Source organism: Kitasatospora sp. NPDC001309 (genome assembly GCF_042896295.1).
GTDB lineage: Bacteria > Actinomycetota > Actinomycetes > Streptomycetales > Streptomycetaceae > Kitasatospora.
Window position 1 is genome coordinate 39,747 of sequence record NZ_JBIAXC010000010.1, and the last position, 25,879, is coordinate 65,625.

24 protein-coding genes are annotated in these 25,879 nt (G+C 74.5%); 13 read left to right on the plus strand and 11 right to left on the minus strand.

The annotated features are described in order from the left end of the window. Positions 1-108: 108 nt before the first annotated feature. Positions 109-753 (minus strand): DUF4360 domain-containing protein, encoded by a 645-nt coding sequence (locus ACFY2K_RS12995; protein ID WP_387711261.1) that lies wholly within the window; start codon positions 751-753, stop codon positions 109-111. 223 nt (positions 754-976) lie between these two features. Then, entirely contained in the window at positions 977-1,387 is a 411-nt protein-coding gene (locus tag ACFY2K_RS13000) for a hypothetical protein (protein ID WP_375895091.1), read from the minus strand. Between the two features lie 254 nt (positions 1,388-1,641). Between ACFY2K_RS13000 and ACFY2K_RS13005 the strand changes: the two genes are divergently transcribed. The 4 genes from ACFY2K_RS13005 (at position 1,642) to ACFY2K_RS13020 (ending at position 5,011) form a co-directional block, all read left to right on the plus strand. Further along, a complete protein-coding gene (locus ACFY2K_RS13005; protein WP_375895089.1) occupies positions 1,642-1,932 on the plus strand; it encodes a DUF4287 domain-containing protein in 291 nt (96 codons plus the stop codon). Between the two features lie 220 nt (positions 1,933-2,152). Further along, positions 2,153-3,361, plus strand: a complete 1,209-nt coding sequence (locus ACFY2K_RS13010; RefSeq protein ID WP_387711263.1) for an FAD-dependent oxidoreductase — start codon at positions 2,153-2,155, stop codon at positions 3,359-3,361. Positions 3,362-3,463: 102 nt separating this feature from the next. Further along, complete coding sequence (locus ACFY2K_RS13015) at positions 3,464-4,261, plus strand: hypothetical protein (RefSeq protein WP_387711265.1); 798 nt, start codon at positions 3,464-3,466, stop codon at positions 4,259-4,261. Between the two features lie 54 nt (positions 4,262-4,315). Beyond that, positions 4,316-5,011 (plus strand): VC0807 family protein, encoded by a 696-nt coding sequence (locus tag ACFY2K_RS13020; protein WP_387711267.1) that lies wholly within the window; start codon positions 4,316-4,318, stop codon positions 5,009-5,011. Between the two features lie 48 nt (positions 5,012-5,059). Here ACFY2K_RS13020 and ACFY2K_RS13025 read toward each other — a convergent pair whose 3' ends face one another. After that, positions 5,060-5,389 carry a hypothetical protein gene (locus ACFY2K_RS13025; RefSeq protein ID WP_387711438.1) on the minus strand — a complete coding sequence of 110 codons (330 nt, stop codon included), beginning with the start codon at positions 5,387-5,389 and terminating at the stop codon, positions 5,060-5,062. A 217-nt stretch (positions 5,390-5,606) separates the two neighbouring features. Here ACFY2K_RS13025 and ACFY2K_RS13030 point away from each other — a divergent pair, with 217 nt between their 5' ends. Continuing rightward, positions 5,607-7,130 carry an amino acid permease gene (locus ACFY2K_RS13030; RefSeq protein ID WP_387711269.1) on the plus strand — a complete coding sequence of 508 codons (1,524 nt, stop codon included), beginning with the start codon at positions 5,607-5,609 and terminating at the stop codon, positions 7,128-7,130. Here the strand turns inward: ACFY2K_RS13030 and ACFY2K_RS13035 are convergent. The 3 genes from ACFY2K_RS13035 to ACFY2K_RS13045 form a co-directional block, all read right to left on the minus strand. Next, positions 7,081-7,755 (minus strand): TetR/AcrR family transcriptional regulator, encoded by a 675-nt coding sequence (locus ACFY2K_RS13035; protein ID WP_375895075.1) that lies wholly within the window; start codon positions 7,753-7,755, stop codon positions 7,081-7,083. The two genes, ACFY2K_RS13030 and ACFY2K_RS13035, sit on opposite strands and share 50 nt — an antisense overlap. A 139-nt stretch (positions 7,756-7,894) precedes the next feature. Next, the gene (locus ACFY2K_RS13040) at positions 7,895-9,112 is read right to left on the minus strand and encodes an MFS transporter (RefSeq protein WP_387711271.1); all 1,218 of its coding nucleotides are present in this window, start codon (positions 9,110-9,112) and stop codon (positions 7,895-7,897) included. Beyond that, entirely contained in the window at positions 9,109-10,002 is an 894-nt protein-coding gene (locus tag ACFY2K_RS13045; protein WP_380529030.1) for a pirin family protein, read from the minus strand. Before ACFY2K_RS13045 ends, ACFY2K_RS13040 begins: the two co-directional genes overlap by 4 nt. Positions 10,003-10,146: 144 nt before the next feature. On the opposite strand from ACFY2K_RS13045, the gene ACFY2K_RS13050 reads away from it, so the two are divergent. Then, the gene (locus ACFY2K_RS13050) at positions 10,147-10,716 is read left to right on the plus strand and encodes an NADPH-dependent FMN reductase (RefSeq protein ID WP_375895067.1); all 570 of its coding nucleotides are present in this window, start codon (positions 10,147-10,149) and stop codon (positions 10,714-10,716) included. Between the two features lie 138 nt (positions 10,717-10,854). On the opposite strand, the gene ACFY2K_RS13055 is transcribed toward ACFY2K_RS13050, so the two are convergent. Together ACFY2K_RS13055 and ACFY2K_RS13060 are read right to left on the minus strand one after the other, a co-directional pair. After that, the gene (locus ACFY2K_RS13055) at positions 10,855-13,053 is read right to left on the minus strand and encodes a HEAT repeat domain-containing protein (RefSeq protein WP_387711273.1); all 2,199 of its coding nucleotides are present in this window, start codon (positions 13,051-13,053) and stop codon (positions 10,855-10,857) included. Positions 13,054-13,279: 226 nt separating this feature from the next. Next, positions 13,280-13,939, minus strand: coding sequence for a response regulator (locus ACFY2K_RS13060; RefSeq protein WP_387711275.1), 660 nt, complete (start codon positions 13,937-13,939; stop codon positions 13,280-13,282). Between the two features lie 578 nt (positions 13,940-14,517). On the opposite strand from ACFY2K_RS13060, the gene ACFY2K_RS13065 reads away from it, so the two are divergent. The 6 genes from ACFY2K_RS13065 to ACFY2K_RS13090 all read left to right on the plus strand — a co-directional run bounded on the left by ACFY2K_RS13065 (position 14,518) and on the right by ACFY2K_RS13090 (position 18,319). Further along, positions 14,518-15,141 (plus strand): hypothetical protein, encoded by a 624-nt coding sequence (locus ACFY2K_RS13065; RefSeq protein WP_375895060.1) that lies wholly within the window; start codon positions 14,518-14,520, stop codon positions 15,139-15,141. 145 nt (positions 15,142-15,286) lie between these two features. After that, on the plus strand, positions 15,287-15,778 hold the full coding sequence (locus ACFY2K_RS13070) for a hypothetical protein (protein WP_387711277.1): 492 nt from the start codon (positions 15,287-15,289) through the stop codon (positions 15,776-15,778). Between the two features lie 393 nt (positions 15,779-16,171). After that, positions 16,172-16,387 carry a hypothetical protein gene (locus tag ACFY2K_RS13075; RefSeq protein ID WP_375895055.1) on the plus strand — a complete coding sequence of 72 codons (216 nt, stop codon included), beginning with the start codon at positions 16,172-16,174 and terminating at the stop codon, positions 16,385-16,387. 86 nt (positions 16,388-16,473) lie between these two features. Beyond that, on the plus strand, positions 16,474-16,608 hold the full coding sequence (locus tag ACFY2K_RS13080; RefSeq protein WP_375895052.1) for a hypothetical protein: 135 nt from the start codon (positions 16,474-16,476) through the stop codon (positions 16,606-16,608). A gap of 250 nt (positions 16,609-16,858) precedes the next feature. Further along, a complete protein-coding gene (locus ACFY2K_RS13085; RefSeq protein WP_380641474.1) occupies positions 16,859-17,182 on the plus strand; it encodes a hypothetical protein in 324 nt (107 codons plus the stop codon). Between the two features lie 87 nt (positions 17,183-17,269). Beyond that, positions 17,270-18,319, plus strand: coding sequence for a hypothetical protein (locus tag ACFY2K_RS13090; RefSeq protein WP_387711279.1), 1,050 nt, complete (start codon positions 17,270-17,272; stop codon positions 18,317-18,319). A 45-nt stretch (positions 18,320-18,364) separates the two neighbouring features. Here the strand turns inward: ACFY2K_RS13090 and ACFY2K_RS13095 are convergent, their stop codons facing one another. Then, on the minus strand, positions 18,365-19,651 hold the full coding sequence (locus ACFY2K_RS13095) for an alpha/beta hydrolase family protein (protein ID WP_387711280.1): 1,287 nt from the start codon (positions 19,649-19,651) through the stop codon (positions 18,365-18,367). Between the two features lie 514 nt (positions 19,652-20,165). Between ACFY2K_RS13095 and ACFY2K_RS13100 the strand changes: the two genes are divergently transcribed. Continuing rightward, positions 20,166-23,603 carry a BTAD domain-containing putative transcriptional regulator gene (locus tag ACFY2K_RS13100; RefSeq protein WP_387711282.1) on the plus strand — a complete coding sequence of 1,146 codons (3,438 nt, stop codon included), beginning with the start codon at positions 20,166-20,168 and terminating at the stop codon, positions 23,601-23,603. A gap of 34 nt (positions 23,604-23,637) precedes the next feature. Here ACFY2K_RS13100 and ACFY2K_RS13105 read toward each other — a convergent pair whose 3' ends face one another. Together ACFY2K_RS13105 and ACFY2K_RS13110 are read right to left on the minus strand one after the other, a co-directional pair. Further along, positions 23,638-24,987: a lipase family protein gene (locus ACFY2K_RS13105; protein WP_387711283.1), complete on the minus strand. Its 1,350-nt coding sequence runs from the start codon at positions 24,985-24,987 to the stop codon at positions 23,638-23,640. 196 nt (positions 24,988-25,183) lie between these two features. After that, the gene (locus ACFY2K_RS13110) at positions 25,184-25,798 is read right to left on the minus strand and encodes a TetR/AcrR family transcriptional regulator (protein ID WP_380587428.1); all 615 of its coding nucleotides are present in this window, start codon (positions 25,796-25,798) and stop codon (positions 25,184-25,186) included. Positions 25,799-25,879 lie beyond the last annotated feature (81 nt).

Consider the following 25,879-nt stretch of genomic DNA (forward strand, 5'->3'; position numbering starts at 1 on the left):
GTGCTGTTCCGAGGTTGACGGGAGCGACCCGCTGCCCGGCCTCGCCGGCACCTGGAAGTCCGGCCGCGCCCGCCGCCGCCCGGGGGCGGCGGGCGCGGCGTCAGGAGGTCATGGACAATGCCGCAAGGTCAGGTGGTACACGGTTTTGACCGTGCCGTCCGTCGAGTCCATCTCCAGGAAGCTGGTGTCGCCCGGGCTCGAGGTGCCGCGGTCGACCTGCAGTTCGGTGGTGATGTCGAGGTTGCGCTCCTCCCCGCAGGGGGCGAAGGCCAGGGCCGCGGCCGGCGCGGTGTCGGCCGTCTGCCAGTCGCCGTTGAACCCGCCCTTGAAGTGGTGGGTCGCGGTGGTGGTGCGGGGGTCGCCCTGGAAGTGGTAGCGGGCCCGCTGGGTGCCGGAGGCGCCCGGCGCCAGCGATGCGAAGCCGCGGTAGTCGGCGGACACGATCGCGTAGGTGTAGCCGCTGGGGACGTGCACGAGAAGGGTGAGCTGACAGTTCTTCCGGAAGTCCGTCGGCGACGCCCCGGGCCCCACCTGGGCGAGGTAGTTGCTGTAGGTGACGGTGAAGGCGGTGTTGTCGGGGGACACGGCGACGGCGGCCGTCCCCTCCGGGCAGCCGGTGCCGTTGACGGCCACGCTGTCGATGACGACCTGCTCCTGCGGCGGGGGTGGGGGCGGGGCCGGGCTGCCGCCGAAGGCCGACGAGCCGAACAGTGAGGTGGCGACACCAGTCGCGGCCAGCACGCGGAGCACCATGGTTTCCCTTCGACCGTCCACGGGTCCGGGGGCGGGCGTCGGTCTCCGCGCCCGCCCCCGGATCTACACGTCGGCATCGCACCACACACCGCGCACCCGAGTACAGAAGGTGACAATTCGGTCACTCAAACGGCCCGCACGGTCGGGGCGTCGTTCACCCACGTACGGGAACAGGGCGCCGCGCGGGTGGGCGGAACGTCCCCGCCCGCACCGTCGGGTGGTGTCAGTGGACGAAGATCCGGTGCGGGGTGTCCTTGGTGGCGGGCTGGTTGCGGTCCAGGTGGACGCCCGGGTACGTCTTTCCCGCGTTGCGTACGGCGAAGCTGATGAGCACGGCCATCAGGCCGGTCACACCCGACAGGCCGGGGACGGCTCCGCCGCCGCCGATGAGGCAGGCGACGGCGATGAGGGCGATGCCCGCCGCGAGCAGGAGCCAGCCGGAGGTGGTGCGGGTGCGCTGCTTCTGTGCGGCGGTCGGCTCGGATTCCAGCACGACCTTGATGGGGAGGCGGCAGTCGCCGCAGTACGCGTCGAGGACGACGGACCCCGACTCCGGGCGCCGGCTCGCGCCGAGCGGGAACAGGTGCCACTGCGAGTGGTAGGTCGTGCTGCGCAGCCCCTCGGTGCGGGTCATGCTCGTCCGGTGGCCCAGACGGAACCGTGAGACTTCGGTGGGCACGCTCATGGATCTCGCTCCGTCTCCCCGTGCGCGGCCCCCCAAGTGTCCGCGCGGGCCGCGATGTTAACAAACGCACGTGTACGCGAGGGGCCGCCGGGCGACGCCCGGGCGGCGCGGCCGGTCCGGAAGTTCCCGGCCGTCGGGCGATGAGTTTCGCCGCCCGGGCCGGTCTACCCCTTGAACACACCGACACGAGCAGGAGAGAGCACATGTCCTTCCAGGCGTACCTCGACACCATCGAGACCAGGACCGGCCTGACGCCGCGCCAGTTCGTCGCGCTCGCCGAGCAGCGCGGCTTCGACGCCCCGGCCACGAAGGCCGGGGTGATCCTCGCCTGGCTCAAGGAGGACTACGGACTGGGCCGCGGCCACGGCATGGCCCTCGTCCACGTCCTCAAGCACGGCGCGAAGATCGACGCCCGGCACGTGGGCACCACGGGGTCGCACCGCGACGCCTCCGACACCCTGTGGCTGGACGGCCGGGCGACCAGGCCCGCGTGAACGGTCGGGGCCGGACCGGGGCCGGGCCGGGGTCGGGCCGGGGTCGGGCCGTTTCGGGGTGTGCTACGGTCGTCGGCGCTGGCTGGAATGCGCGAAAAAATCCGCTCCTGAATGGTGTTTCTGAGCGGCGCCCCACACGGTGTTCGTTCCTCTGCGAGGAACCCGGTGCTTCCTTCGTCGTCCTGAACGAAGGCAGAGGACTGTGCTTTTTCCGTACCGTGTGATCATCATCGGGGCCGGACTGGGCGGGCTCGCGCTCGCCCACGGCCTGCGCGAGCGAGGCGTCGACGTCACCGTCCACGAGCGCGACGCCCGTCCCGGGGCCCGGCCGCAGGGCTACCGCATCCAACTCGACGAACCCGGCCTCACCGCCCTACAGCAGTGCCTGCCCGCCGAGTTGTTCGGGCTCTGCCTGGCCACGGCCGGGGCACCGCCGGCCCGGGTCTCGGTCCGCAACCGTCACCTGGAGGTCCTGGCGGACCGAGCCACGGGCCGAACCGCGGACCCGACGGCGGGCTTCGAGGCGGCGGGCGTCGGCCCGCACGCCTTCGACCGGCCGACGCTGCGTCGGATCATGCTCCTCGGACTGGGCGACCGGGTGCACCACGGCGCACAACTGGCCTCCTACCGGCACGAGGACGACGGGCGGGTCACCGCCTGCTTCGCCGACGGCCGAACCGCGACCGGCGACCTGATCGTCGGCGCCGACGGCGTCAACTCGACGGTGCGCCGGCTCCTGCTGCCCGCGGCCCGGGTCGAGGACGCCGGCCTGCGGCTGGTCTACGGCCGGATCCCGCTGGACGGGCGGGCCCGCGCAGCCCTGCCGGACTGGGCCTTCGAGAGCATCTTCACCGTGGTCACCGACGGCCCGGGCAAGGCCCATCTGGGCCTGGGCCCGGTGGAGTTCGCCACCCGGCCCGACCTGGCCGGCCGGGCCCGGACCCCCGCCCTCGACCTGCCCCCGGCCCACGACTACCTCGCGTGCATGGTCGGCGCACCCGCCGACCACCCCGCGATGCCCGCCCCCGCGGACCTGCGCACGCTGCCGCCCGCCGCCCTGCGCGAACTCGCGCTGCGGCTGCTGGGCGACGGCTGGCACGAGGACGTCCACCGCCTGCTCGCCCGGTGGGACACCGCCTCGCTCTTCCCGCTGCGCATCTCCACCTCCGCCCCCGTGCCACCCTGGGAGCCGGGCCCGGTGACGCTGATCGGCGACGCGATCCACGCGATGAGCCCGGTCCTGGCGATGGGCGCCAACACCGCCGTCCGCGACGCCGCCGAACTCAGCCGCGCCCTGGCCGACGCGACCGGCCCGGGCCCGGGCCTGGCCCGGGCAGTGGGCGCGTACGAGAGCCGGATGCGGGACTACGCCTTCCCGATCGTCGCCGACTCCCGCCGGACCGGACAGCAACGCGTCGGCCAGCGCTGACCGGACACCTGCGGGAGGGGGTCTGCGGAAGGGAGTCCTGCGGGCGGGCGAGGGCGGGCTAACGCCCTTGAGCGGAGCCGGTGTTGGTGCTTCACTGTGCGGATGATCAGCGAGGCCGAGATGACTGACCTGTTCGGCGCCGTGCTCAGCAGGCACCGGGTGGACACCGGGGCGCGGTGGCGCAACGCCGTGTGGGCGCTGGTGGTGGCCGTGCCCAGCGGCTGGCTCGGGCTGTGGGCGCTGGTCGCCGCGGACGACGGCCGTCCGGGCGGGGGCCGGGCGATCGGCCTGGTGATCGGCCTGTCCCTGGGCGCGCTGTACATCGCCGTGACACAGGCGTGGCGCGCGGTGCGGGGCGGGTCGGGAGAGTACTTCGAGGTCCGCGAGCGCGGGATCGTCCACGGCTCGCGGCGCGGTGCGGTGGGCTGGGAGTGGAGCCGGATCGTGTCGGTCACGATCCCCGGCACCCCGAGGATCCACGGCCTCGCCCGCCGGCTGGGCAACGACTACCGCTGCCGCCTCGCCCTCGACGGCGGCGCCCGCCTGTACATCGACGGGCACGCCGCCGGGGCCTTCGGCCTGGGCCGCGCGGTGCTGGAGCACAGCCCCCGGGCGCGGCGGCTGCAAGGGGACGAGTGGCAGGACCGGGCGGGCGGCTGGTTCCTGGCCGGGGCGGCGGTGTTCCTGCTGGCGGGGGTCTCGATGGTCGCCTATCTCGCGAGCCACGCGGACACCACCCGCACGGTCACCGACCCGAACGGGATGCTCCGCGAGGAGACCGTGCAGGGCGTCGGCGACGGTGTGATCATGGCGGTCGGGCTGAGCCTGCCGGTGTGCGCGATCGGCGCGATCACGTGCATCGTGCTGTACGTCCGCTACCGGCGCTACCGCCCGCGCTGACCGGGCGGTTCCACCCCGGCACTACCCTGGCCTTCCCCGGCCCCGGAGGACGCCGTGCCCCCCACGCGAAGCGCCGGCGGTGACGCCCCCGTGCCGCCGCCGCGGCCCAGCGGCCGGCGCCTGCTGCTCGGCGTCGCCTGGGACGTCGTGGTCCCGATCGCGGTGTACTACGGGCTGCGCGCCGCCGGGGTCGGCGTCTTCGGCGCGCTGCTGGCCGGCGCCGTCCTGCCCGCGCTCACCACAGCGGTGCGGTGGCTGCGCACCCGGAGCCTGGAGGGCATGGCGGGATTCATCGCCGGGACCATGCTGCTCGGCGTCGCGGCCGCGCTGGTCAGCGGCAGCCCCCGGTTCCTGCTGGCCAAGGACGGGTGGCTGACCGGCGTGGCCGGGCTCTGGTTCCTGGTCTCGGTCAGGGCCAGGCGTCCGCTGCTCTTCCACGCCGGACGGCCGCTGCTGGAGGGCCGGTTCCGCTCCGACGGCACCTCCTGGGACGTGCTGTGGGAACGCGAACCGGCCTTCCGGCGGATCTGGCGGGTCTCGACCGCGATCTGGGGCGTGGCGATGCTGCTCGACGCCGCCGCGCGGGTCGTGATGGCGTACACCCTGCCGGTGGACGCGGTGCCCGGCCTCGGCGCGCTGCTGTGGCCGGTCACGCTGGTGCTCCTCCAGGTGGTCAACGGCCTCTACTACGAGCTGGCCGGGCTCTGGCGGCTGACCTCCGGCACGACCGCGCGACCGCCGCGCGGCTGAGCACCCCCGGCCGGGAGGTCACCTGCGGTGCGGTGCCGGGCGCGGCCGTCACCGCTGGAAGGGGCTGGGGCCCCAGGCCTTCCCGCCGACCGGGTAGCTGTACAGCGGCCGGCCCTTGACCGCGCTGGTGCGGAACGGCGCGCCGCCGCCGGGGCCGACGGTCAGCGTGCCCTTCCGGGTGCCGCTGGACCACTCCAGTTCCAGGTACCAGCTGACGTCGTGGGAGGTGGTCTGGGCGGTGACCTCGATGACCTGCGGGTCCCGCTCGCTCACCTCGACCGGCAGGCCGGCGCTGCCCTCGGCCATCACCGGGCGGGAGCGGAGGCGGGGTCGTTCTTCGACGACTCGCTGATCGGCGACGTCGTCACGGTCGTGCACTCCAAGGAGAAGACCGTCGCCCCCGACAAGGGACTCGGCGGCTGGAACCTCCTCTGGGCCAACTGGTAGCACCCGCCCGGGCGTTGGCCGGATCCACGGCGCCTCGCCGCCGGCACCCGCCGCACGGGGTTCCACCGGGGTTCCACCGGGGGCTTGATCACGACGGGTGGTCGGGGCCAAGATCTCCCCCGGTTGGATCACAACGGGGGGAGCCGTGATGTCCGAGGACCGGTCGGTCAGTCGTGGGCTGAGACAGCGCCACATCGCCATGATCGCGCTGGGCGGTGCGATCGGAGCCGGGCTGTTCGTCGGCTCCGGCGTCGGAATCGCCGCGGCGGGGCCGGGGATCGTGGTGTCGTACGTGGTGGCCGGGGTGCTCACGGTGCTGGTCATGCGGATGCTCGGCGAGATGTCCGCCGCCCGCCCCGGCTCCGGGGCGTTCGCCGCGCACGCCACCCGCGCCTGGGGGCCGTGGGCCGGGCTGCTGGCCGGCTGGATGTACTGGGCGCTGCTGGTGGTGAGCGTGGCCGCGGAGGCGATCGGGGCGTCCCGGATCGTGGCGGGTTGGCTGCCGCAGGTGCCGGCCTGGGTGTGGGTGGCGGTGTTCATGGCGCTGTTCACCGGGACGAACCTGGCGGGTGTGCGGCACTTCGGCGAGCTGGAGTTCTGGTTCGCCGGGGTGAAGGCGGCCGCGATCTGCGCGTTCGTGCTGCTCGGCGCCGCCGCCGTGCTCACCGGCCGGACGCCGGCCGCGGAGAACCTGACCGCGCACGGCGGGCTGCTGCCGCACGGCTGGCACGGGGTCGCGGTGGGCACGATCGCCGCGGTGTTCGCGTACGGCGGGCTGGAGACGGTGACCATCGCCGCCGCCGAGTGCGCGGACCCGGTGGCCGCGGTGCGCCGGGCGGTGCGCACGGTGCTGTGGCGGGTGGCGCTGTTCTACATCGGCTCGATGGCGGTGATCGTCGCCGTGGTGCCGTGGGACGACCCGGCGGTCGCCGGCGGCCCGTACGCGGCGGCGATCGGCCGGATCGGGGTGCCGGGCGCGGCGCAGCTGATGGACGCCGTCGTGCTGGTGGCGCTGCTGTCGGCGATGAACGCCAACATCTACGGCTCCTCGCGGATGCTGCACGCCCTCGCGGCCCGCGGTGACGCGCCGCGCCTGCTGACCGGGCGTGGTGGGGTGGAGGACTCGGGTGGTGCGGGCGGCGGCGCGCTGGTCGGGGCCGGGCGGGCCGTGCTCGCCTCGGCCGCGTTCGGTTTCGGGTCGGTGGTGCTCAGTCTGCTGTGGCCGCGGACCGTCTTCCCGTTCCTGCTGAACTCGATCGGGACGGCGATCCTGGTGGTCTGGATCCTGATCGCCGCCTCCTACCTGCGGCTGCACGGCCGACGGCGGCGGCGCACGGACGGGCCGGAGCGCGGGCAGGAGCAGGACCGAGGGCAGGAGCGCGGGCGGGAGCAGGCGGCCTCGATGTGGGGCTTCCCGTACCTGGGCTACGGGGCGCTGGCGGCGATGGCCGGGGTGCTGGTGTTCATGCTGGTGGACCCGGGCAGCCGCAGCCAGGTGCTCTGCACCGGCGCGTGGACGGCGGTGCTGCTGGTGGTGGCCGGGCTGCGGCGGCACCGGCGCGGGCCGGTCGCCGGTCCGGCCGTGGCGGCGGCCCCGGGCGCCGGGCCCGCCGTCGCCGCGGTCACTGCTCCCGTGCGTACCGGGCCAGGAACAGGTCGACCCCGGAGCTGATCGTGCGGTGCATCGCGGCCTCGTCCAGTTCGGCCTCCGGGCGGAACGTGCGCACCAGCTGCGGCACGCCCACCGTGCAGGCGACGAGCTGCTGCACGGCCAGCGCCGGGTCCTCCACGGCGAGCACCCCGCGGCGGTCCAGTTCGGCGAAGGCCTCGATCAGCGGGCCGTTGTTCATGTCGTAGCTGACCCGGTACCAGAGCTGGCCCAGCTGCGGGAAGCGGTCGATCTCGCCGATCACCAGCCGGCGCAGCGACATGATGTCGGGGCGCAGCAGGATGCGGGTCCAGTCGAGGGTGAGCGTGATCAGCGCGGAGCGCAGGTCGTCGGCCTCGGCGATGGTGGAGTTCCACGGCTTGAGGTCCTCGTAGGTGGTGGGCAGTATGCCGCCGATCACCGCGAGGAAGAGCCGCTCCTTGTTCCCGAAGTGCTTGTAGATGGTCGCCTTGGAGACACCGGAGCGCGCGGTGATGGCGTCCATCGAGGCGGCGGAGTAGCCCTCCTTCAGGAACTCGACCAGGGCCGCGTCGATGATGGCCTGTCGGCGGCGCTGGGCGGCGTCGACCGGGCTCGGGATGATCGGGATGCCGAACTCGTCGGTCGGCTGGGGGTCGTCGGCGGCCATCGGGTTCTCCTCGGGGTGCTCGGGGGGAGACGGTACGGGCCAGTATATGAAACTGAACGGTTCGGTCGGTCCGCTCGGGCGGGGCGCTCGGCCCTGCGCGCTCGGTCGGTGTGCTCGGCCGGCGCGTCGGCGGGGCGGGTTACGGGCCCGGCACGGCGATCCGCTCGGCGAGCACCGCCAGTTGCGGGCCGAGCGCCGCGCCGAGCAGGAACACCAGGTTGAACAGTCCGATCGCCTCCGGTCGCCGCTGCGGTGCCACGGCCTCGGCGGCGGCGCCGGTCAGGATGCCCTGGCCGCCCGCGTTGACGCAGGCGCTGGCCCCGGCGCCCAGCAGCACCAGCGGTGCCCAGGGGCCGAAGGCGGCGAGCGCGAGTGCGGTGAAGGAGCCGCCGAGCAGCAGGCCGGTGGTGCGGCGCAGGCCGAGTCGGGGTGCGGCGCGCACCAGCGACCAGGAGAGCAGCGCGCCGGTGAGGGTGGCGAGCGAGCCGACGGCGCCGGTCTGGACGGTGCTCCAGCCGGTGAGCGCGGCGGCCCGCCGGGGTGCGCCGTAGACCAGGCCGAAGTTGACGGTCGCCAGGACCAGCATCACCGCGGCGACGGCCCGGAAGCGCGGCACCGCCAGGGCGTCCAGGCCGAGGAACGAGCGGCGCGGCGCCTGCGCGCCCGGGCCTTGCGCGGGCTTCCGTACCGGATCCTGTGCCGGCTCCCGCGCCGGCTCGGGCTTCGGTCCGGGCTTCGGTCCGGCGCATCCGCGCAGTACGGCCGGCAGTACGGCCAGGGTCAGCACCGGCAGCACCAGGCAGGTCCGCCAGCCCAGCCCGGTCGCCACCGCCGCGCCGATGAACAGGCCGGCGGTGCCGCCCGCCGCGCTGCCGATCGCGACGACCCCTGAGGCGCGTCCGTCCGGCTGGCGCGCGGCCAGTTGGAAGGCGGCCACGTTGAACCCGGCCGCGCCGACCGCTTGCAGGGCGCGCCCGGCGACCAGCGGGCCCAGGTCCGCCCCGGCGGCGAGGGTGACCAGTACGCCGAGCAGCAGTGCCCCCGCGGAGGCGAGCAGCAGTGTCCGGGGGTCGCGCCGCCCGGCGGTGGCGGTGAGCAGCGGGGTGCCGAGCATCATGCCGAGCCCGTAGCCGCTCATCAGCCAGGCGGCGGGGCCGGGGCCGGTGTGCAGTTCCCGCGCGACGGCGGGCAGGACCAGGCTCGGGCTGGAGAGTCCTGCGGCTCCCGGGGCGGCGAGCGCGGCGAGCAGCAGGCCGGTCCGGAGCGACCCCCGTGCGCCCCGGCCGGTGCTGTCCGTCGGCGGCTGCGCGGGGCGGGCGTCCGCCCCTGCCGCCGTGTTCAGTGCTCCCGGCTTCATTCCGGGATCCGCCCGAACTTCCCGTTGGAGAAGTCGAGTTGGGCCTGCCGGAGCTCGGCCGCGGTGTTCATCACGAACGGGCCGCCGCGGGCGACCGGCTCGCCGATCGGCTCGCCGGCCAGGACCAGCACCTCGGCCGGTCCGTGCGGTGCGGCGACGGTGATCCGCTCGCCGTCGTGCGCCAGGACCGCGAGCTGGCCGTCCGTCAGCGGCGTGTCGGGCAGTTCGACGGCGCCGGAGAGCACGTAGACGGCGGCGTTGTGGCCGGTCGGCACGGTGAAGTCGGCCCGCCCGCCGGCGGGCAGCACGGCGTGCGCGAGCAGGACCGGCAGGTGGGTCTCGAAGGGTCCGGCCACGCCGTGGCTGCGGCCCGCGATCACCTTGACCCGGCTGCCGTCCTCGGTGTGCACCACCGGGATGGTGTCGGGCCCCTGGTTCTGGCTGCGGGCCGGGAGGTCCTTGAGCCGGGCGGGCAGGTTCACCCAGATCTGGAGCATGTGCTGGCGGCCGCCGTGGGTGAGCAGTTCGGCGGTGGGCTCGTTGGAGTGGACGATGCCGGCGCCGGCGGTGAGCCACTCGACCTCGCCGGCGACGCTGGTGCCGCGCCGGCCGGTCGAGTCGGCCCAGTCCATCGAGCCCTCGATGAGGTAGGAGACCGCTTCGAAGCCGCGGTGCGGGTGGGCGGGGGCGCCCTTGGCCTCGCCGGGGGCGAGCAGCAGCGGACCGGTCTGGTCGACCATCAGGAACGGGTCGAGCATCGGGAGCTCGGCCACCGGGAACGGGCGGCGGACGGGGAACCCGGCGCCCTCGAAGGTGTGCACGGGGTCGATGACGGTGGTGGTCGAGCGGACGGGGGCGGCCTGGGCCGCGGCGGACTGAGTCGTCGTCATGCCGAGGACTGAACTACACAAGCCAGTTCAGAGTCAAGACTGAACTGTCTGGTTGACGCATTGAACTGAACGGTTTAGGTTTCTCGGCGTCGGAACAACCACCGCCGCCCCGGCAGCCACACGCACACCGCAAGGAGCACCGTCATGAGCGCGTCCAAGGTCTTCGCCATCTCCGGCTCGCTTCGCGCCGACTCGCACAACACCGCGCTGCTGCGCGCCGCCCGGAAGCTCAACCCGGCCGGCATGGAGATCGAGATCTACGACGGCCTGCGCGAGATCCCGCCGTACGACTACGACCTCGACCACCCCGGCAAGCGCCCGGCCGTCGTCGACGAGCTGCGCCGCAAGGTCACCGAGGCCGACGGACTGCTCATCGCCACCCCGGAGTTCAACTACTCCGTCCCCGGCGTCCTCAAGAACGCCCTGGACTGGCTGAGCACCGACTGGAGCAAGAGCGAGGGCCTGCCGCTGCACCGCAAGCCCACCGCGATCATGGGCGCCGCCCCCACCAACTTCGGCTCCGTCCGCGCCCAGCTGGCGCTGCGCCAGGTCTTCGTCTGGACCGACAGCGACGTCGTGGTCAAGCCCGAGCTGGTCGCCTTCCGCTCGCACGAGCGCTTCGACGAGCAGGGCGAGCTGACCGACGAGGGCACCGCCGGCATCCTCAAGGACCTGCTCGCCGCCCTCCAGGGCAAGATCGACGCCCGCGCCTGACACCCCCTCCCCCGGAACCCACCGCCCCCACGCGACACGGAGCCCCGCCGAGCACCCGCCCGGCGGGGCTTCGCCGTGCCCGGGCTCCCCGGCGTCACCGGGGAGGCCGGGGGCCGGGGACGGCAGGGACGGCAGGTCTCAGGCGGTCGGGCCGAGGAGGGCCGCCAGTGCGGTGCGCAGGTGTTCGTCCTCGCGGATCATCGCGTGGTCGGCGCCGGAGAGGACCAGGCGGCGGTCCCGGGTGGCGAGCGCGGTCAGGCGGTCGTGCTGTTCCGGGGTCAGGGCCGAGGCGCCGAGGGCCCGCAGGGCCTCCACGGCGTGCTTGAGGTCGGCGTGGGTCTCGGCGGAGTGCAGGGCCGCTTCGGCGAGGCGGGTGCGGTCGAGGACGGCCGGGTCGCCGACGGCGAGCAGGGCGAGGACGGCCGAGGGTGCCAGGGTCGGGTCGTCGAGGAAGGATTCGAGGCGGGCGGTCAGTGGGCGTCCGGCCGGGCCGAGGGCGGCGATCTCGCGGGCGGCGCGGGCGGCGGTCCAGCGGAACCACTGCCGGCCCCGGCCGTTGTCGAGCACCGAGGCCAGGACCGGGACGGCTTCGGCCGCCTGCCCGGTGATCCGCCACAGGGCGAGCGCCAGGGCGAGGTCGGTGTCCACCTGCGGGGTGGTGTCGCGCTCGGCGGTGCGGCCGAGCGCCTCCCGCAGGGCCGGGACGAGGGGGGCGGCCGCCGGTCCGAGGGCGGCCGCGGCCTGGGCGCCGTCACCGGCGCCGCGTACTCCGGTGGCGAACGCCGCCTCGGCGGCGGCCAGCAACGGTCCGCTCTCGCCGGTCAGTTCGTGCAGTGCCCGGGCCACCAGGAGCTTCCCGGCCTCGGCGCGCAGACCGGTGGCGGCCTGCGCGCGCTGCTCCGGTCCGCCGTCGGCGGCGACGGCGGTGATCGCGGTGGCGGCGTACGGGAACCGGGGCAGCACGGCGCACAGTTCGGGCAGCGCCGTGACGGCCTGCGGGCCCCATCGCCGCAGCAGGTGGACCAGGCCCGCGATGTCGTTGTTGTCCTTGACCGTCGTGCAGCCGCAGTCCTGGCATTCCGAGGCGGGCCGCTCCAGGGCCTTGGCGGCCAGGCGGGCGCGGACCGCGGCGAACAGCTCCGGGTCGAACGGGAAGGGGGCGTCGGCCGGGGCGTAGGACCCGGCGGCGCTCTGCATGGCGCGCGGGCGCCGGCCGAGGGCCCGGGCCAGCAGCGGGGCGGCGGCCTCCGGCGCCACCAGGACGAGCGCGGCGAGGGCCTGGTCGGCCGCCTCGTCGTCCGGCCCGCTGCCCGGCCCGCTGCCCGGCCCGCTGCCCGCCTGGGCGTCCGGCCGCGCGGCGAGTTCGGCGAGGACGGGCGCGGCCTCGGCGGCGGCCGGGCCGAGCTTGGCCAGCAGCTGGGCGGCCGCCCGGTCGGCGGCGAGCGGGACGATCGCCGGGACCAGCCGCTGCGGGGCGCTGCGGGACAGGGCGCAGGCGCGGTCGGCCGCCCACAGGGCCTCGGCCCGCACCTCGGGGCGCTCGTCGCGCAGGGCGGCGTCGAGCAGGGCGAGGGCGCTCTCGCGGTCGGCGGCGTCGTCCCGCTCCAGCAGGTGCCCGACGATCGTGCGCAGCGGCTCCCGGTGCTCGCCCGCGTGGCCGAACCGGGCGGTCTCGCACGCGGGCAGCAGGCCGAGGACGGCGTCGTGGTGGGCTGCGAGCCACGGTTCGTCGGCGTCCAGCGCGGCGAACACGGCGGCCAGGCGCAGCGGCGCGGGGGTGTCCGGGGTGAGCAGGGCGCGGGCCTGGTCGGCGGCGCCCTCGCGGTCCAACCGGCCGTAGGCGGTGAGGAGTTCGGCCCGGACGGCGGGTTCGGTCTCGGTGGCGAGGCGGGCCCGGACGGCGGGCAGGGCGGTGCCGGTGTCCCGGGTGTGGCCGACGGTCCAGCCGGCCGCCTGCCGTACGTCGGCGTCCTCGTCCGCCAGCAGCGGTATGAGCAGGGGCAGTTGGGCGGTGACGGCGGCCCGTACGGCGCCCGGCTCGACGCCGTGCTCGTCCTCGCTCTCGGCGAGGCAGCCGAGCAGGCGGAGCGCGTCGACGCTCTGGCTGCCGGAGGCGGCGATCCGGGCGAGGTAGGGGGCGGCGTCGACGCTGGCCGCGTACACGGTGCCCTGGTGGACGATCGAGCCGTACAGCTCGTCCAGTGCCTCCTCGGCGTCCTCGCCGCCCTCGGCGAAGGCGCGCAACAACTCGGGCAGGTCCTCGGCGGGGCCGTAGGCGTGGTCGACGGTGGCCCAGGGGTGGTCGTCGAGGCCGGCGAGGGCGGTGGGGAGCTCCATGGCCGCGATCTTCGCAGGGGCCTCCGACATCAACCCGGACGGGGTGGCGCGGCCGGACCGGGGTGGGCGAGACGGGCCTCCGCGGTTCCGGGGCGGGCTCTATGGCGGCGGCGCGCCGGGGCATCCGCCGTCGCGGCCGACGACAGCAGGACATCCACCGCTCACGGCGGCGGCGACAACACGGCCCGCGACCTGTCCCGCCTGCCCGCAGCACCGCCGGTGGCGCTCACCGGTGCGCGTCCTCGGCGAGGAGGCCGGCGCGCTGCGCCCACAGGGCGGCCTGGAGGCGGTTGGCGACCCGCAGCTTCGCCAGGAGCTCGCCGACATGGCCTTTGACGGTCCCCGGACTCAGGTGCATGGCCGCCGCGATCTCGCCGTTGGTCAGTCCCCGGGACAGTCCGATGAGGACGCCGCGCTCGCGTTCGGTGAGCCCGGCGGTGCCGGCGGCCGCGGATCCGAGTCCGCGGTGGTGGCGCAGGTAGCCGTTGACGACGGTCGGGACGACCTTCGGGTCCAGGACGACGAGTCCCTCGGACAGGGAACGGACCATGGGGGCGAGGCCGTCGGGATCGGTGCCCTTGAGGAGGTAGCCGGAGGCACCGTCCCGCAGGGCCTGCGCGATGTGTTCGTCGGAGTCGCAGTTGGTCAGCATGGCCACGACGGGCGGTTCGGGAAGTTCCATCAGTCGCCGCAGAACGGTCAGGCCGTCGACGTCGGGCATCCGGATGTCCAGCAGGACGAGGTCCGGGGCGTACTCGGCAACGGCTTCCAGGGCCTGCCCACCGGGGACCGCGGCCACCACCTCGATGCCGGCGGCGACGTTCAGGATCAGGCGGAGGGCCGAGCGGATCAGCGCCTCGTCGTCCACCACCGCAACCCGGATCACGCTTGGTCCCCGCCCCCGTCGTCCTGCGCCGCGGGATCCGGTCGACTGCGCGGAGCGCGCCCCGTCCCCCAGCGCCGCAAGCCCGGCAGGCGCCGCCCCGAGGATATCCAGTCGTGCCCGATCGATCGGCCGTGGCGCGGGCACGGCCAGGTGCCCAGCGACGTGCTTCCGGACGGACGGGTGGATCGATTCGCCACCTGGCCAGACCATGCCGCGGGTCGTGTCCGGAACTCGACGCCACGCCTCGACGCCCGGCGCACCGTCCCGGGGAAGAAGGCGCAGGACGAACGGCAGACCCGGGCCGCGGGGAGACCGACCCGCCGGTTGGGGGGTGCTGGCCGGAAGCCGCTCCCGTGCCTCCGCGGCGCCCCCGGACTCTCTTGATCGACCGTCAGGAGTGCGGATTAACTACGGGTCGAGCAGCAAGGCCCTGACGATCAGGACCGGATCCGCTCACACATCCGCTCATTCGGGGGGCGGGGCCGGGCGAGCACGGGAGCCGTAAGTGTCCAAGCCGACGGCCCCACGAACAGCACCTGATCCCGCCCCCCTTTGTGCACAACGCAAAGGAAGAGTACTTGAACCGCAACACGATACGCCTCGGTGGTGTCGCGACCCTCGCCGCCGTGGCCCTCGCCTCCGGCGTTACCACCGCCCAGGCCGCGCCCGTCCGGACCCCCTCCCCGCAGCTCTCCGTGGAGTCCGTTCCCCCGACCTGGACGATCGACCGTCAGGCACCGGCCCCGGCCGTGCCCTCGGCCGCTGACGCCGGTGCCGTCACGCCGCCCCAGGGGACGACGGGCAAGGCCGAGTGGGACCCGTACATCCAGACCCGAAACGTCCGCAAGGTGCAGACGGACATCTGCGGCGGTAACCGCCTCGACGCCGTGTCCGGCAACGGCCCCATGACGCTGACGCTGTCCCAGAGCCGGGCCATCGCCAGCCAGTGGTCGGCGACCGGCGGCATCTCCGCGGGAGCCGTGTCCGTGGGCGTCGGATTCAGCGTGACCGACACCGCCACCTACACCGAGACGGGCTCTTTCGCCGTCCCCGCCGGACAGTACGGACACCTGGAGGCCTACCCGATGTTCGACCGCTTCACCTACGACGTCGTCGACACGCGCATCGGCGGCGGCGCCACGGTCGGCACCGGAGAGGCCCTGCACGGGTCGGGGTACTGCTACAAGAGCTGGACCAACTAGGAGAAATCAGCACATGCGTCGATCCGTCAGGCTCACGATCACCCTGGTCGCCCTCGCCGCCGCAGCGGCGTGCACCGGCGACGGGGCGCCCCGAGGGCAGGGAACACTTCCCCCCTGGCCCCTGGACGGACTGGCCGCCGCCCCCGTGGAGGCGGCCGTCCAGACCGGCGTCGACACCCTGCCGGGCAGAAATCCTGCGAAGGTCCTCGGCGTCGCCCGGATCTCGGGCACCGACGTGGTCCTCGCCGTCAGGAACGGCATCTGCCTGGCAGCGTTCCTGCCGCTCGCTCCCGAAGGGCCGACCGGCACGGCGTCGGTCTCGTTCGGAGCGCAGCGCCCAGCGGCCGGAACCGACTTCTCGGACGATCACCAGCAGTTGCCGGGGTCCGTGCTCACCGGCCCGTACACGCTGGCGATGAGCCCGGTGGCGCCCTTCACGGCCGCGACCATCGGCTGCTCCGAGAAGGGGATCGCGCTCAAGATCGAAGGGGTCGACGGATCGGCGCAGGTGCAGAAGGTGGCCGGCGATTCGCTCGGGTACCGGAAATCCGGTCGGGACGTCCTGGTGACCGTCGGAACCTCCGACGCGATCCAGCCCCTCGAACCCGGTACGTCCTCGCCTGCGACCGGCCGGTAGTCGGCGAAGGCCCGTACTGGCCCTGGCAAGGGGCGACGGCAGCGGTCTGCGGGAGCGGGTGGCGGTGGTGGAGCCACTCCTCCCGCGGACTGCCGGGAACAAGACGAGCACGCCCGCGGACACCCTGACCGGTGGTTCGTGCGACGATCAGGGCGATCTCGTACAGGCACCGGACACACTGGAGCGTTAGGAGCCGGTCCCGCCGGACGCGCACCCGGTGGCGGAGAGCACGCGCATGGCGCAGCAGTCCCCGGGGCGAGCCGGACGGCGGGCGTCCGGGTGTCCGGCCGGGACGGCGGCCAGGGCGCGGCGGTGGGGCGGTTCGTACGGGGACGGAAAGCGGTGGCGGTGGATCGGCGGCACTCTTGGAGGAGGTCGACCAGGGAGGTAGCCATGGGCAGCCCGATCGTAGGAAGCGATCCCACGGACGAGACGGACGGGGACGCCAAGGCGTCCCCGCGACGGCTGTACACCGGAGGTGAGCGTCCTTTCGACCCGGAGGACCTCGTCATGGCCTCCGGGCACGACGTCACGCCCGAGCGGGTCGAGTGGGCCAGACAGCAGATCGAGCAGAAGGGCACCGCCGCGCTCGAACGCTACCTGCCCTGACATAGCCGGGCCCAGCAGCCGGCGGTCTGTGCGCTTGAGTACGCGTACTCGGGCTCACGGCCCGCCGGCCGGATGAGCATGGATGGATGAGCGAGGGGCGCCGGGGCGGCGTCGCCGAGGACGGCAGCGCCGCGGCGAACATCGCGGTGACGACGCGGCCCGCCGACCCGGCCGCCATGACGCACGTCGAGGGCTTCGTGGAGGCGGCCCTCTGCCGCTGAGGCCGCGGGGCTACTGGCGGCTCCAGCGGTCTCCGGCGGCCGGTCGGCACCGTGCAGTTCTCGCCATCGCGACCGGTCTTCCACCGTCAGAGTTTAACGGCACTTTTCCTGGTCAAAATTCGAACATGGGGTAATTCCTGCACGGGAAATGCCGCCTTTGAGCCATTTCACCGATTACCTCTACCGCCTCCGCCATTCGTAATCCTAGGGTGGTTTCGTCCAATCCCTTTGAATACGAAGGAGGATCATCATGCGGACTCGGAAGCGGGTTGCGGCGTTCGCCCTGGCCACGGCCCTGGCCGGCGCGGGGTTCGTCGGCGTCTCGTCGGCGTCGGCCTCGGCTGCCCCGACGGCGTTGAGCTGCGGCAACAAGCAGTTCTTCACGGGGAGCGGCGGGCACGCGGGCGCGTCGATCAGGTGTACCAACGGGCCCTTCGTCGCGGATGTGACGTGCTACAAGCCGGGTTACGGCCGGTACCACCACTACGGCAACCGGGTGGAAAGCGGTGGGACCTCGACCGTGTGGTGCGATCTGAACGCCACCGCGGAGAACGTGGTGGGCCTCGCCTCCTGAATTCCCGGAGAGGTCGCGCGGCCCGGTGGGCGGCGTCGGCCGGTGGGTGGAGGGCGGTGTGTCCGAGCGGCCGGGCATACTGGCGCCGTGTCGAGCACCGATGATTCCCCGCAGCCCCCTTCCCGTGAGCCGGAGCCGGAGCCGATGACGCCGGGCCGGGCGACGCCCGATCCGTTCGAGGGGCTCGTCCTGGACGAGCGGTTCATCGGGGAGGCCACCGTCAAGGAGCCGACCGCCCGGACCAGGATGCTCGCCACGCGGTGGCGGGAGGAGCCGCCGGTGGACCCGGGCGGCCGCCGCTGGACGCCCGGGCCGGCTCCCCGCGCGGCCCGCGGCGCGGGGCGCTCGCGGTGGCTGCGGCCCGGACGCCGGCGCACCGCGCTGATCGCGGTCACCGCGTTCGCGGCGCTGTTGGCCGTCGCGGTCGGGACGGACCCGGCCGGCGTGCTGAACCGGGACGGCCGGTCGAGGCCCGGCCCGCGGCCGGTGCCCGGAGCGCCCCGGCCGACCGCGGACGTCGCGCTGCCCGGCGGCGGGGTCTCCGACGGCGCCAGGTGCGGCACCCGGGGCTTCCACCACTTCGAGCCGGCGCCCGCGTCCTTCACCTTCGCCGGGCCACCGGCCGACACCCCACCGCCGGGGCCTCAACTCGTGCTCAGCTCCTACGGGTTCTCCCGGGACTCGGCGCAGGACCCGGGGCACTTCACCATCGACCTGGGTCTCGCCCCGGGCCCCGGCGGCCGAGCGCTGGACCTGTCGGCGCCGCTCGGTCCGCAGGGCGTGGCGGTGGAGATCGAGGGCCCGGACGGCCTGGTCGGCGGGGCCCACGGCCTCCCGCTGACGCGCGGCGACGACGACGCCCCGGCCGGCCCGGGCGGCAGCGTCCACGTCGGGCCCGAGGGCGGCGCGTCCGCTCGGGTGACGCTCCCGCCCGAGGCCCTGTGCCCGGGCTTCGACGGCTTCGCCGTCCAGCAACGGCTGGTGGCACCGACCGACGCGCACAACACCGTCACCGGCCGGCCGCCCTACCGGCTCACCGTCTCCATCTCCGATCCGGCGATCGGCGCGCTGCGGCGCCAGGTGGGCTCGACGGTGCCGGGCGACGTGCTGGCGACCGACAACCGGTTACAGCCGTAGGTAGTTGAGCGGTTGGGCGGCTGCCGGGCGCCGTACCGGCGCGCGCTACCGCTCGTAGCGCATCTCGGGGAAGCGCGGTGACGGGCCGTCCAAAAGGTGGTCGTCGTGGCCGCGCAGCCAGCGGTCGAGGAAGGACGCCACGTAGGAGCGGGTGGCGAGGACGGCGCGGTCGGGGCGGACGTCGCCGACGGCGGCGGCCACGGCCTCCGGGGTGACGGCGCCCTGGCGGGCGAGCTGGGGCAGCAGGGGCTGGGCGTCGGTGTAGGAGCCGTGGCGGGAGCCTTCCAGGGTCACGTCGGCGTGCCAGCCGGTGCTGTGCTGCCACAGGGCGTCCCAGCCGGGCTGCTGGTGGTAGCTGCCGGAGTCGGCCTCCTGGGTGCCCATCAGCAGGAAGGGCCGGGTCAGGCCGTCCGCGGCGACGGTGGGCAGGGGCAGCTGGACGCCGCTGCCGTCCGGGCCGGGGAAGTGCAGCTGGCCGTCGAGGTCGACGCCGGCCTTGAGGCGCGGGTCGTCGTGCATGGTCTGCAGGGCCGCGGAGCCGCCCCCGGAGTGGCCGACCGCGGCGATCCGGTCGAGGTCGAGGGAGGCGGCGAGGCCGGACGGCAGCTGCTCGTCGTGGCGCAGCCCGGCGAGCCGGTCCAGGACGAAGCGGGTGTCGTCGACCCGGGTCTGCAGCATCTTGCGCAGGAGGGCGCCCAGGTCGAGGCCGGGCTGGTCCATGAGCGCGGGGAAGACGGAGGTGGCGAGGTCCCCGTCGGGGAAGGCGACCTCGGAGGCCTCGTAGGTGTGGTCGACGGTGACGACGACGTAGCCGCGGGAGGCGAGGTCCTCCACCAGGGCGGTGCCCCAGCTGCGCGGGGCGCCGAAGCCCGCCGAGTACAGCACGACGGGCCGCTTGCCGCCGGGGAGGGCGGGCGCGTCGGCGCGGGCGTGGGTTCGGATGCCCGCCCAGTCGGTGCGGCCGGGTTCGAAGCCGTTCTCGCGCTGGCCGATGCTCCCGGCGCTGTCGAAGTGGTCGGCGGCGGCGGGGAGCATGTAGGGCGCGCGGTCGTCGCCGGTGGCGGGGCTGGTGGTCGGGTACCAGAGGCTGATCATCAGCTTGCGGTGCTGTCCGGGCTTCCAGGGGTCGTCCCGGCCGTCGTCCGTGAGCTGCAGGGCGGTCGTGCCGATCGGGTACGGCCCGGTGGGCTGCGGCAGCCAGGCCCTGGCCTGCCGCTCGGTGGCCCGCTGCGGCGCCGCCGCCGCGCCCGGCGCCCCGGCCGCACCCACCGTGGCCGTCGCCGCCAGCAGCACCGCCGCCGCGGCCGCCCCGGCCCGTCCTCGCCTGTTCATCGCCGTTCCCCCTCGTTCGTTCCCGTGGTCGCTTCGGACACGGGCGACGGTACGGGTGGGGAGGGGCGGAAACCGTCGTACCGGAGTGCCAAGTCCCGCTGTAGCACTCCGGTATGACGGTGCCATGACGGCGTTCGGCGCTGATCGCCGGTGCCGCCCGCCTACGCCGGCCGCTGCCGGTGGCGCGACCACCCCGTGTCCTCGCGTGCCGGCGCGCCGGTGGCCGGTGCCCGCAACGGTGTGCCCGGGGCGGTACCGAGGCCCGCCGGGTGCCGCTTCACGTTCATTGCTTCCCCATCTCTGCCGTGCCACCGGCACGACTGGTGACGTCGCACCGGGTGCGACGAGCGAGCTGCGGAGACCGCCGTGTCCGCAGTGCGATCGCCGCACCCGGCGCGCTGCCGCGCGGGGGCCGACGGCCGGGTGCCGGCGTGTCCTGGCGCGCTGGAGAGATCATCTTCGGGTCGCCTGTCACGGGGCTAACATGCGGCAGAGATCGGACAGGGGGCGGGAGATGCAGTTCAGCGTGCTCGGTCGGCTGACCGTTCGCGACGGCTCCGGGGAGGTCGGCGTGAGCGGTGCGCGACTGCGTTCCCTCCTGGCGGTGCTGCTCCTGCACGCGAACCGGCCCGTCGCGACGGACCGGTTGCAGGAGGCGTTGTGGAACGACGGTCCCCCGGCCTCGGGCGCCGCGGCCGTGCACAATCTGGTGGCGCGGCTCCGGCGGGTGCTGTCCGACGGGACGGGCCGGCGGATCTCGGCGACCCCGCTGGGCTACCTGCTGGCGGTCGCCGACGGGGAGCTCGACTGCCGGGTCTTCGAGCATCACGTCGGCCGGGCCAGGGCGGCGTTCCTGAACGGGGAATGGGATGCCGTGCACCGTGAGACGGCTGCGGCACTGGCCCTGTGGCAGGGCGAACCGCTGGCCGAGCTGGCCGACCTCCACGAGGCGCGGGCCCCGCGCGAACAGTGGTGCGAGACCCGGCTGCAGGTTCTGGAGTGGCACTTCGAGGCCCAGCTGAACCTCGGTCGGCACCACGGGATCAGCGCCGACCTCGCGGCCCTCGCCGCCGAGCATCCCTTCCGGGAGGCGTTCCACCGGCTGCTGATGTGCGCCCTGCACCGCACCGACCGCACCGCGCAGGCCCTGGAGGTCTACCGGACCCTTCGCCGGAAGCTCGACGACGAGCTCGGCATCGAACCCGGCCGCGCCACGCAGGACGTCCACCAGCGGATCCTGGCCACCGACGGTGACCCCGCGACCGCCCCGGAGCACGCGCCGACCGCCTCGCTCCCCCGGGACGTCCGCGCGTTCGTCGGACGTCGTGAAGAGGTCGACCTCGTGCTCGCGGCGTGCCGCCGTGGCGCCGGGGCGGGCGGAGTCCTCGGGATCCACGCCGTCGACGGCATGCCGGGCATCGGCAAGAGCGCCTTCGCCGTCCACTGCGCCCACCGGCTGGCCTCCGACTTCCCCGACGGCCAGATCTTCCTGCCGCTGCACGCGCACACCCCGGGCACGCGTGCCGTCGAGCCGGCCGAGGCCCTCGCCGAGCTGCTGCTGGCCGTCGGGGTGGCGCCGCGGCGGATCCCCTCCGAACCGTCGGCACGGGCGGGGATGTGGCGCAGCCAGGTCGCCGGCAGGAGGATCCTCCTGCTGCTGGACGACGCCCTCAGCAGCGAGCAGGTCAGACCCCTGCTGCCCGGCGCACCCGGAACGCTGGTCCTGGTCACGAGTCGCCGCCGGCTGGTGGGGCTCGAGGACACCGTCCCCGTCACGCTCGACGTCCTGCCCCCGCAGGAGGCCGCCGCACTGTTCACGGCCGGAGCCGGCCGGCCGGGCCTGCTGCCCACGGAGCCCGCGGTCGTCGAGACGGTACGCCTGTGCGGGCACCTGCCGCTGGCCGTCGGGCTCATGGCGGCCCGTCTGCGCCACCATCCGTCCTGGTCGGTCGCCGATTTCGTCGTGGACCTCACCGGGGCCACCGGGCGTCTGGAGGCGCTGCGCGCCGGAACGACCTCGGTGGCCGCCGTCTTCGACCTCTCCTACCAGCATCTGCCGGCCGATCTGAGGCGCCTGTTCCGCCGGCTCGGTCTGCATCCCGGTGACGACTTCGACGCGTACGCCGCCGCCGCGCTGGACGACACCGACCTCCCCACGGCCCGGCAGCGGCTGGAGGCGCTGGAGGACCACCATCTGATCGAGGAACCGGTCCGCGGCCGCTACCGCATGCACGACCTCCTGCGCGAGCACGCCCGCGTCCTCGCCGGGGCCGACCGCCCCGACGAACGCGGCGCGGCCGTGGACCGGCTGCTGGACTACTACCTGGCGGCCGGCACGGCCGCCGACCGCCACTTCGCCCGCCACAGCCTGCCCGCCCCCGGCCGCACCCCCTGCGGACGCGTCCCCAACCTGTCCACCCCGGAACGGGGAACCGCCTGGCTGCAGGCCGAGCGGGCGAACCTGCACGCGGCGGTGGAGTTCGCCGGCGAGCACGACCGCCCGCTCCACGCCGTGCGCCTGCCCTCGGCCCTGCACGAGTTCCTGCGTGGCCACGGCCACTGGGAGCAGGCGGACGCCCTGCACCGGATCGCCCTGGACACCGCGGTTCTCACGGACGACCGGCTCGGCCAGGCCCACGTCCTGGTCCACCTGGCCAGACTTCGGGACCAGCGGGGCCGGTTGGGGGCGGCCGCCGAGTTGCTCCTGCGGGCACGGGCACTGTACCGGGCGCTCGGCGAGCGGCTCGGCGAGGCGTACACGCTGTTCAGTCTCAGCGACGTGCAGCAGAGCGAGGGACGGTACGAGGCCGCGATCGAGTCGTGCCGCGCGTCACTGGCGATCCACCGGGAAGCCGGCGACCGCCCCGGCGAGGCGAACGTGCTGGTCAGACTCGGCTTCGTACAACAGCTCGCGGGGCACACCGGAGCGGCCGCCGAGAACCTGCGGCCGGCCCTCGCACTGTTCCGCACCCTGGGAGACCGGGGCGGCCAGGCCAACGTCCTGTTCAACCTCGGCCTGATCGGGGAGAAGACCGGGCACTACGAGGACGCGGCACGCGACCACAGCGCGGCGCTCGCCCTGTTCCGCACGCTGGGGAACCGGTTCGGCCAGGCCAACGCCCATCTGGGCCTCGGACTCGTGCAGGAGGCGACGGGACGGTACCGGGAGGCCGCCGACAGCCACCGGGCCGGTCTGGAGATCCTCCGCAGCACCGGGAACCCGATCGGCCACGCGGACGCCCTCACCTTCCTGGCCCGCGTCCAGCTCGTCACCGGCACGTACGAGGCGGCGGCCGGGAACCTCCGGGCCGCGTTGGAGACCTACCGCACGGCGGGCGTGCGCCGGGGCGAGTTGGACGCCCTGGTCGCCTGGGGCGGTCTCCTGCACGAGACCGGGCAGCACGCCGCGGCCGTCGAGCAGCTCCAGCAGGCCCTGGCCGGCATCCGCGACCTCGGCATCCCGCCCGCCGAGGCACGCGCCCTGGTCCACCTGGGCGACGCCCAACGGGCCGCGGGCGAACTGGACGCGGCCGCCGGGAGCCTGCGGCGGGCGCTGGCTCTGTGCAGCGGCCTCCAGCACCCCGGGATCGAGGCGGAAACCCTCAACGCACTCGGCAGGCTCCTCTCGGAGCGCGCACGGTGGGCCGAGGCACGCACCCGTCACACGGAGGCGCTCCGGATCGCCAGGGCCATCCGCCATCCGCTCCAGGAGGCGCGCGCACTCGAAGGAATGGCGAAGAGCTTTGAGCGCGAGGGGAACTCCCGCGACGCCGAGGAGCATCTCCGTCAGGCCCTCGCCGTCGCCCGGCAGCTGGCCGTACCCGACGCCGAGCGCATCCGGGGCAGCTTGTACGACGTGTACGGCGCCGGTGCGCACGGCGAGGGTGCGGCGGTGGACGGGGTCAGGACCGGGGCGGGCGGACCGGGGCGTCGTCGTGGCCCGGGAGGATGACCGGCACGGCGCACCCGGGGGTCAGTGGCCGGAGTCAGTGGCCGGGGGTGGGCTGTTCCGGGGTGAGGGAGTTGCCGGGCGGGATGTGGCCGCAGTCGGAGGGGGCGCGGCGGCCGGCGAAGCGGTCGCCCAGCCAGCCGACGGCCTGCGGGGCCCAGACGACGGGGACGCCGAAGTGGCTGAGGAGGTCGTACTGCTGGTAGGCGACCGGAGCGGTGCCGGTCGCGCAGTACTGGCGGGCGAGGGCCCGGACGTCCCCGGCGACCGCCACGCCGTCGCCCGTGCCGATGCCGGGCGGGCTGGCGAAGGTGCCCTCCAGGACGCCGCCGTTGCCCTGGGCGATGGAGCCGGGCACGGTCGGGGTGGGGGCCGAGCCGAGGTTGTTCCGGTTGACGGCCTCGACGAAGGGCGGCGCCGAGTTCGGGTCGGCGTACTGGGGCTTGACCAGCGCCTTCCAGGTCAGCCCGGGGTAGTGGCCCAGGGCGTCGACGATCGAGCCGTGCTCCAGCTGCTGGTAGACCGAGCGGCCGTAGTCGTTCAGGTAGGGCGTCAGGTCGCTGCCGAAGGAGCGCGAGGCCCCGATCACGGACAGCGGGGTGATGCCGCTCCACACCAGCGAGCCGTCCACGTACTTGAGGTTGTGCGCCGGGTCCACCAGCAGCCCGCCCTCGGTGTAGCCGACCAGCTTGGCGTTCACCTCGGGCGCGTAGCTCGGCGCGAGCGCGGCCGCCCAGCCGGTGGCGACAGCGCCGCCGGAGTAGCCCATCAGCCCGAAGCGGGTGTCGGGGCCCATGCCGGTCTCCGGGGAGCGGGTGGCGGCCCGGATGGAGTCCAGGGTGTTGGTCGCGTACTCCGGGCCGGCCGCGAGGTCGGCGTTCTGGCCCTCGGTGTCGGGGAGCACCACGTTGTAGCCCTGGGCGAGCAGCGGCACCAGGAAGAGCGCCTCGACGTTGGGGATCAGACCGCTGATGCTGACGTCGCCGGCCACCGCGCGGGAGGGGCCGTCCTTCGGGTCGAGCGAGTCGTAGAAGGACTGGTACGAGACGGCCTTGCTGCCGTCCCCGGCCAGGCTGCGCACCACGGTGGTGACGTTGGCGCTGGGGCGGCCCTGGGCGTCGGTGCTGCGGTAGAGCAGTTGGATCGCCGTCACCGGGGTGGGCAGGCCGAGCACGTGGTACGGCAGGGTCCGCGTCTTGAGCACGGTGCCCGGCGCGAGCGAGGCCAGTGGCGTGCTGCCGTCGTAGGCGTAGAAGGGGTCGCCCGCGGTGGCGGAGCGCGCGGCCGCGGGGGCCGCGGCGGCCGGGCCTGCCGTGGCGGCCACGGCGGTGGCGGCCAGGGCGGCGGTGACGGCGGCGGCGAGCAGCCGGGACGTGCACGTGCGCATGGTTCCCCCGAGTCGTGGAATTCCTGGTGGTCCGTCGGAGAACGCGGGTTACCAACTGGTAGCCGGCGCCCCGGAGAACATCATGTCCATGACCCGTCAAGCTGTCCCCGGGCCGGGTCACAAAGATTAACGACGGGGGTAGTGACCGGTCACAAGGCGGCGCACCGCGCGCCCGTGCCGCCCGGGGCCGGCCGGGTCAGCGGGTGGGCGGCGCGGCGGGCGCGGCCCGGTCCAGGATCGCCTCGACGATGCGCAGCAGGCGTTCGCCCGGCCGGTCGACGCTGCCGTTCTGCGTGCTGACCTGCGCGCCTTCGAGGAGGAAGGTGATCTCGGCCGCGGTCTGCTCCGGGTCGGGCAGCCCGGCCCGCGCGCACAGGTCGAGCAGCCGGCGGGCCTGGCGCTCCTTGTGCCGCTCGATCACCTGCCGTGCGGGGTGGGCGCGGTCGGGCAGTTCGGCGATGGAGTTGATGAAGGGGCAGCCCCGGTGCGAGACCGCCGGCAGCCCGCCGGCGATGAAGCGGGCCAGCCCGAGGATCTGCTCCCGGGGCCGGTCGGGGTGCTCGGCCTCGACCCGGTCGAACGCCGCCTGGTACTCGGCGGCGACGATCCGCAGCCACTCGGCGACCAGTTCGTCCTTGGTCTCGAAGTGGCGGTAGATCGCCATCTTGGTGGTCTCGGCCTTCTCGGCGATCGCCTGGACGCCCACCCGCCGGATCCCCTCGCTGCGGAAGAGCTCCTCCGCGGCGTCGAGGATGCGTTCGCGGGGCGGCAGCTTGGCCACCCTGCTCGGTCGTCCGGCGGTCGCTGTCATGGCTGTTCGGGGCCTCCGGTCGCTCGCGGGTGCTCCGCCTCCCTGGCGTCCCGCACTTCCTGAACCTGCTGCTACGGTACC

Coding starts and splice junctions, on each gene's coding strand:
- ACFY2K_RS12995 (WP_387711261.1), bottom strand. CDS start 753: ATGGTGCTCCGCGTGCTGGCCGCGACTGGTGTCGCCACCTCACTGTTC.
- ACFY2K_RS13000 (WP_375895091.1), bottom strand. CDS start 1,387: ATGACCCGCACCGAGGGGCTGCGCAGCACGACCTACCACTCGCAGTGG.
- ACFY2K_RS13005 (WP_375895089.1), top strand. CDS start 1,642: ATGTCCTTCCAGGCGTACCTCGACACCATCGAGACCAGGACCGGCCTG.
- ACFY2K_RS13015 (WP_387711265.1), top strand. CDS start 3,464: ATGATCAGCGAGGCCGAGATGACTGACCTGTTCGGCGCCGTGCTCAGC.
- ACFY2K_RS13030 (WP_387711269.1), top strand. CDS start 5,607: ATGTCCGAGGACCGGTCGGTCAGTCGTGGGCTGAGACAGCGCCACATC.
- ACFY2K_RS13035 (WP_375895075.1), bottom strand. CDS start 7,755: ATGGCCGCCGACGACCCCCAGCCGACCGACGAGTTCGGCATCCCGATC.
- ACFY2K_RS13040 (WP_387711271.1), bottom strand. CDS start 9,112: ATGAAGCCGGGAGCACTGAACACGGCGGCAGGGGCGGACGCCCGCCCC.
- ACFY2K_RS13045 (WP_380529030.1), bottom strand. CDS start 10,002: ATGACGACGACTCAGTCCGCCGCGGCCCAGGCCGCCCCCGTCCGCTCG.
- ACFY2K_RS13050 (WP_375895067.1), top strand. CDS start 10,147: ATGAGCGCGTCCAAGGTCTTCGCCATCTCCGGCTCGCTTCGCGCCGAC.
- ACFY2K_RS13055 (WP_387711273.1), bottom strand. CDS start 13,053: ATGGAGCTCCCCACCGCCCTCGCCGGCCTCGACGACCACCCCTGGGCC.
- ACFY2K_RS13075 (WP_375895055.1), top strand. CDS start 16,172: ATGGGCAGCCCGATCGTAGGAAGCGATCCCACGGACGAGACGGACGGG.
- ACFY2K_RS13080 (WP_375895052.1), top strand. CDS start 16,474: ATGAGCGAGGGGCGCCGGGGCGGCGTCGCCGAGGACGGCAGCGCCGCG.
- ACFY2K_RS13085 (WP_380641474.1), top strand. CDS start 16,859: ATGCGGACTCGGAAGCGGGTTGCGGCGTTCGCCCTGGCCACGGCCCTG.
- ACFY2K_RS13095 (WP_387711280.1), bottom strand. CDS start 19,651: ATGAACAGGCGAGGACGGGCCGGGGCGGCCGCGGCGGCGGTGCTGCTG.
- ACFY2K_RS13100 (WP_387711282.1), top strand. CDS start 20,166: ATGCAGTTCAGCGTGCTCGGTCGGCTGACCGTTCGCGACGGCTCCGGG.
- ACFY2K_RS13105 (WP_387711283.1), bottom strand. CDS start 24,987: ATGCGCACGTGCACGTCCCGGCTGCTCGCCGCCGCCGTCACCGCCGCC.
- ACFY2K_RS13110 (WP_380587428.1), bottom strand. CDS start 25,798: ATGACAGCGACCGCCGGACGACCGAGCAGGGTGGCCAAGCTGCCGCCC.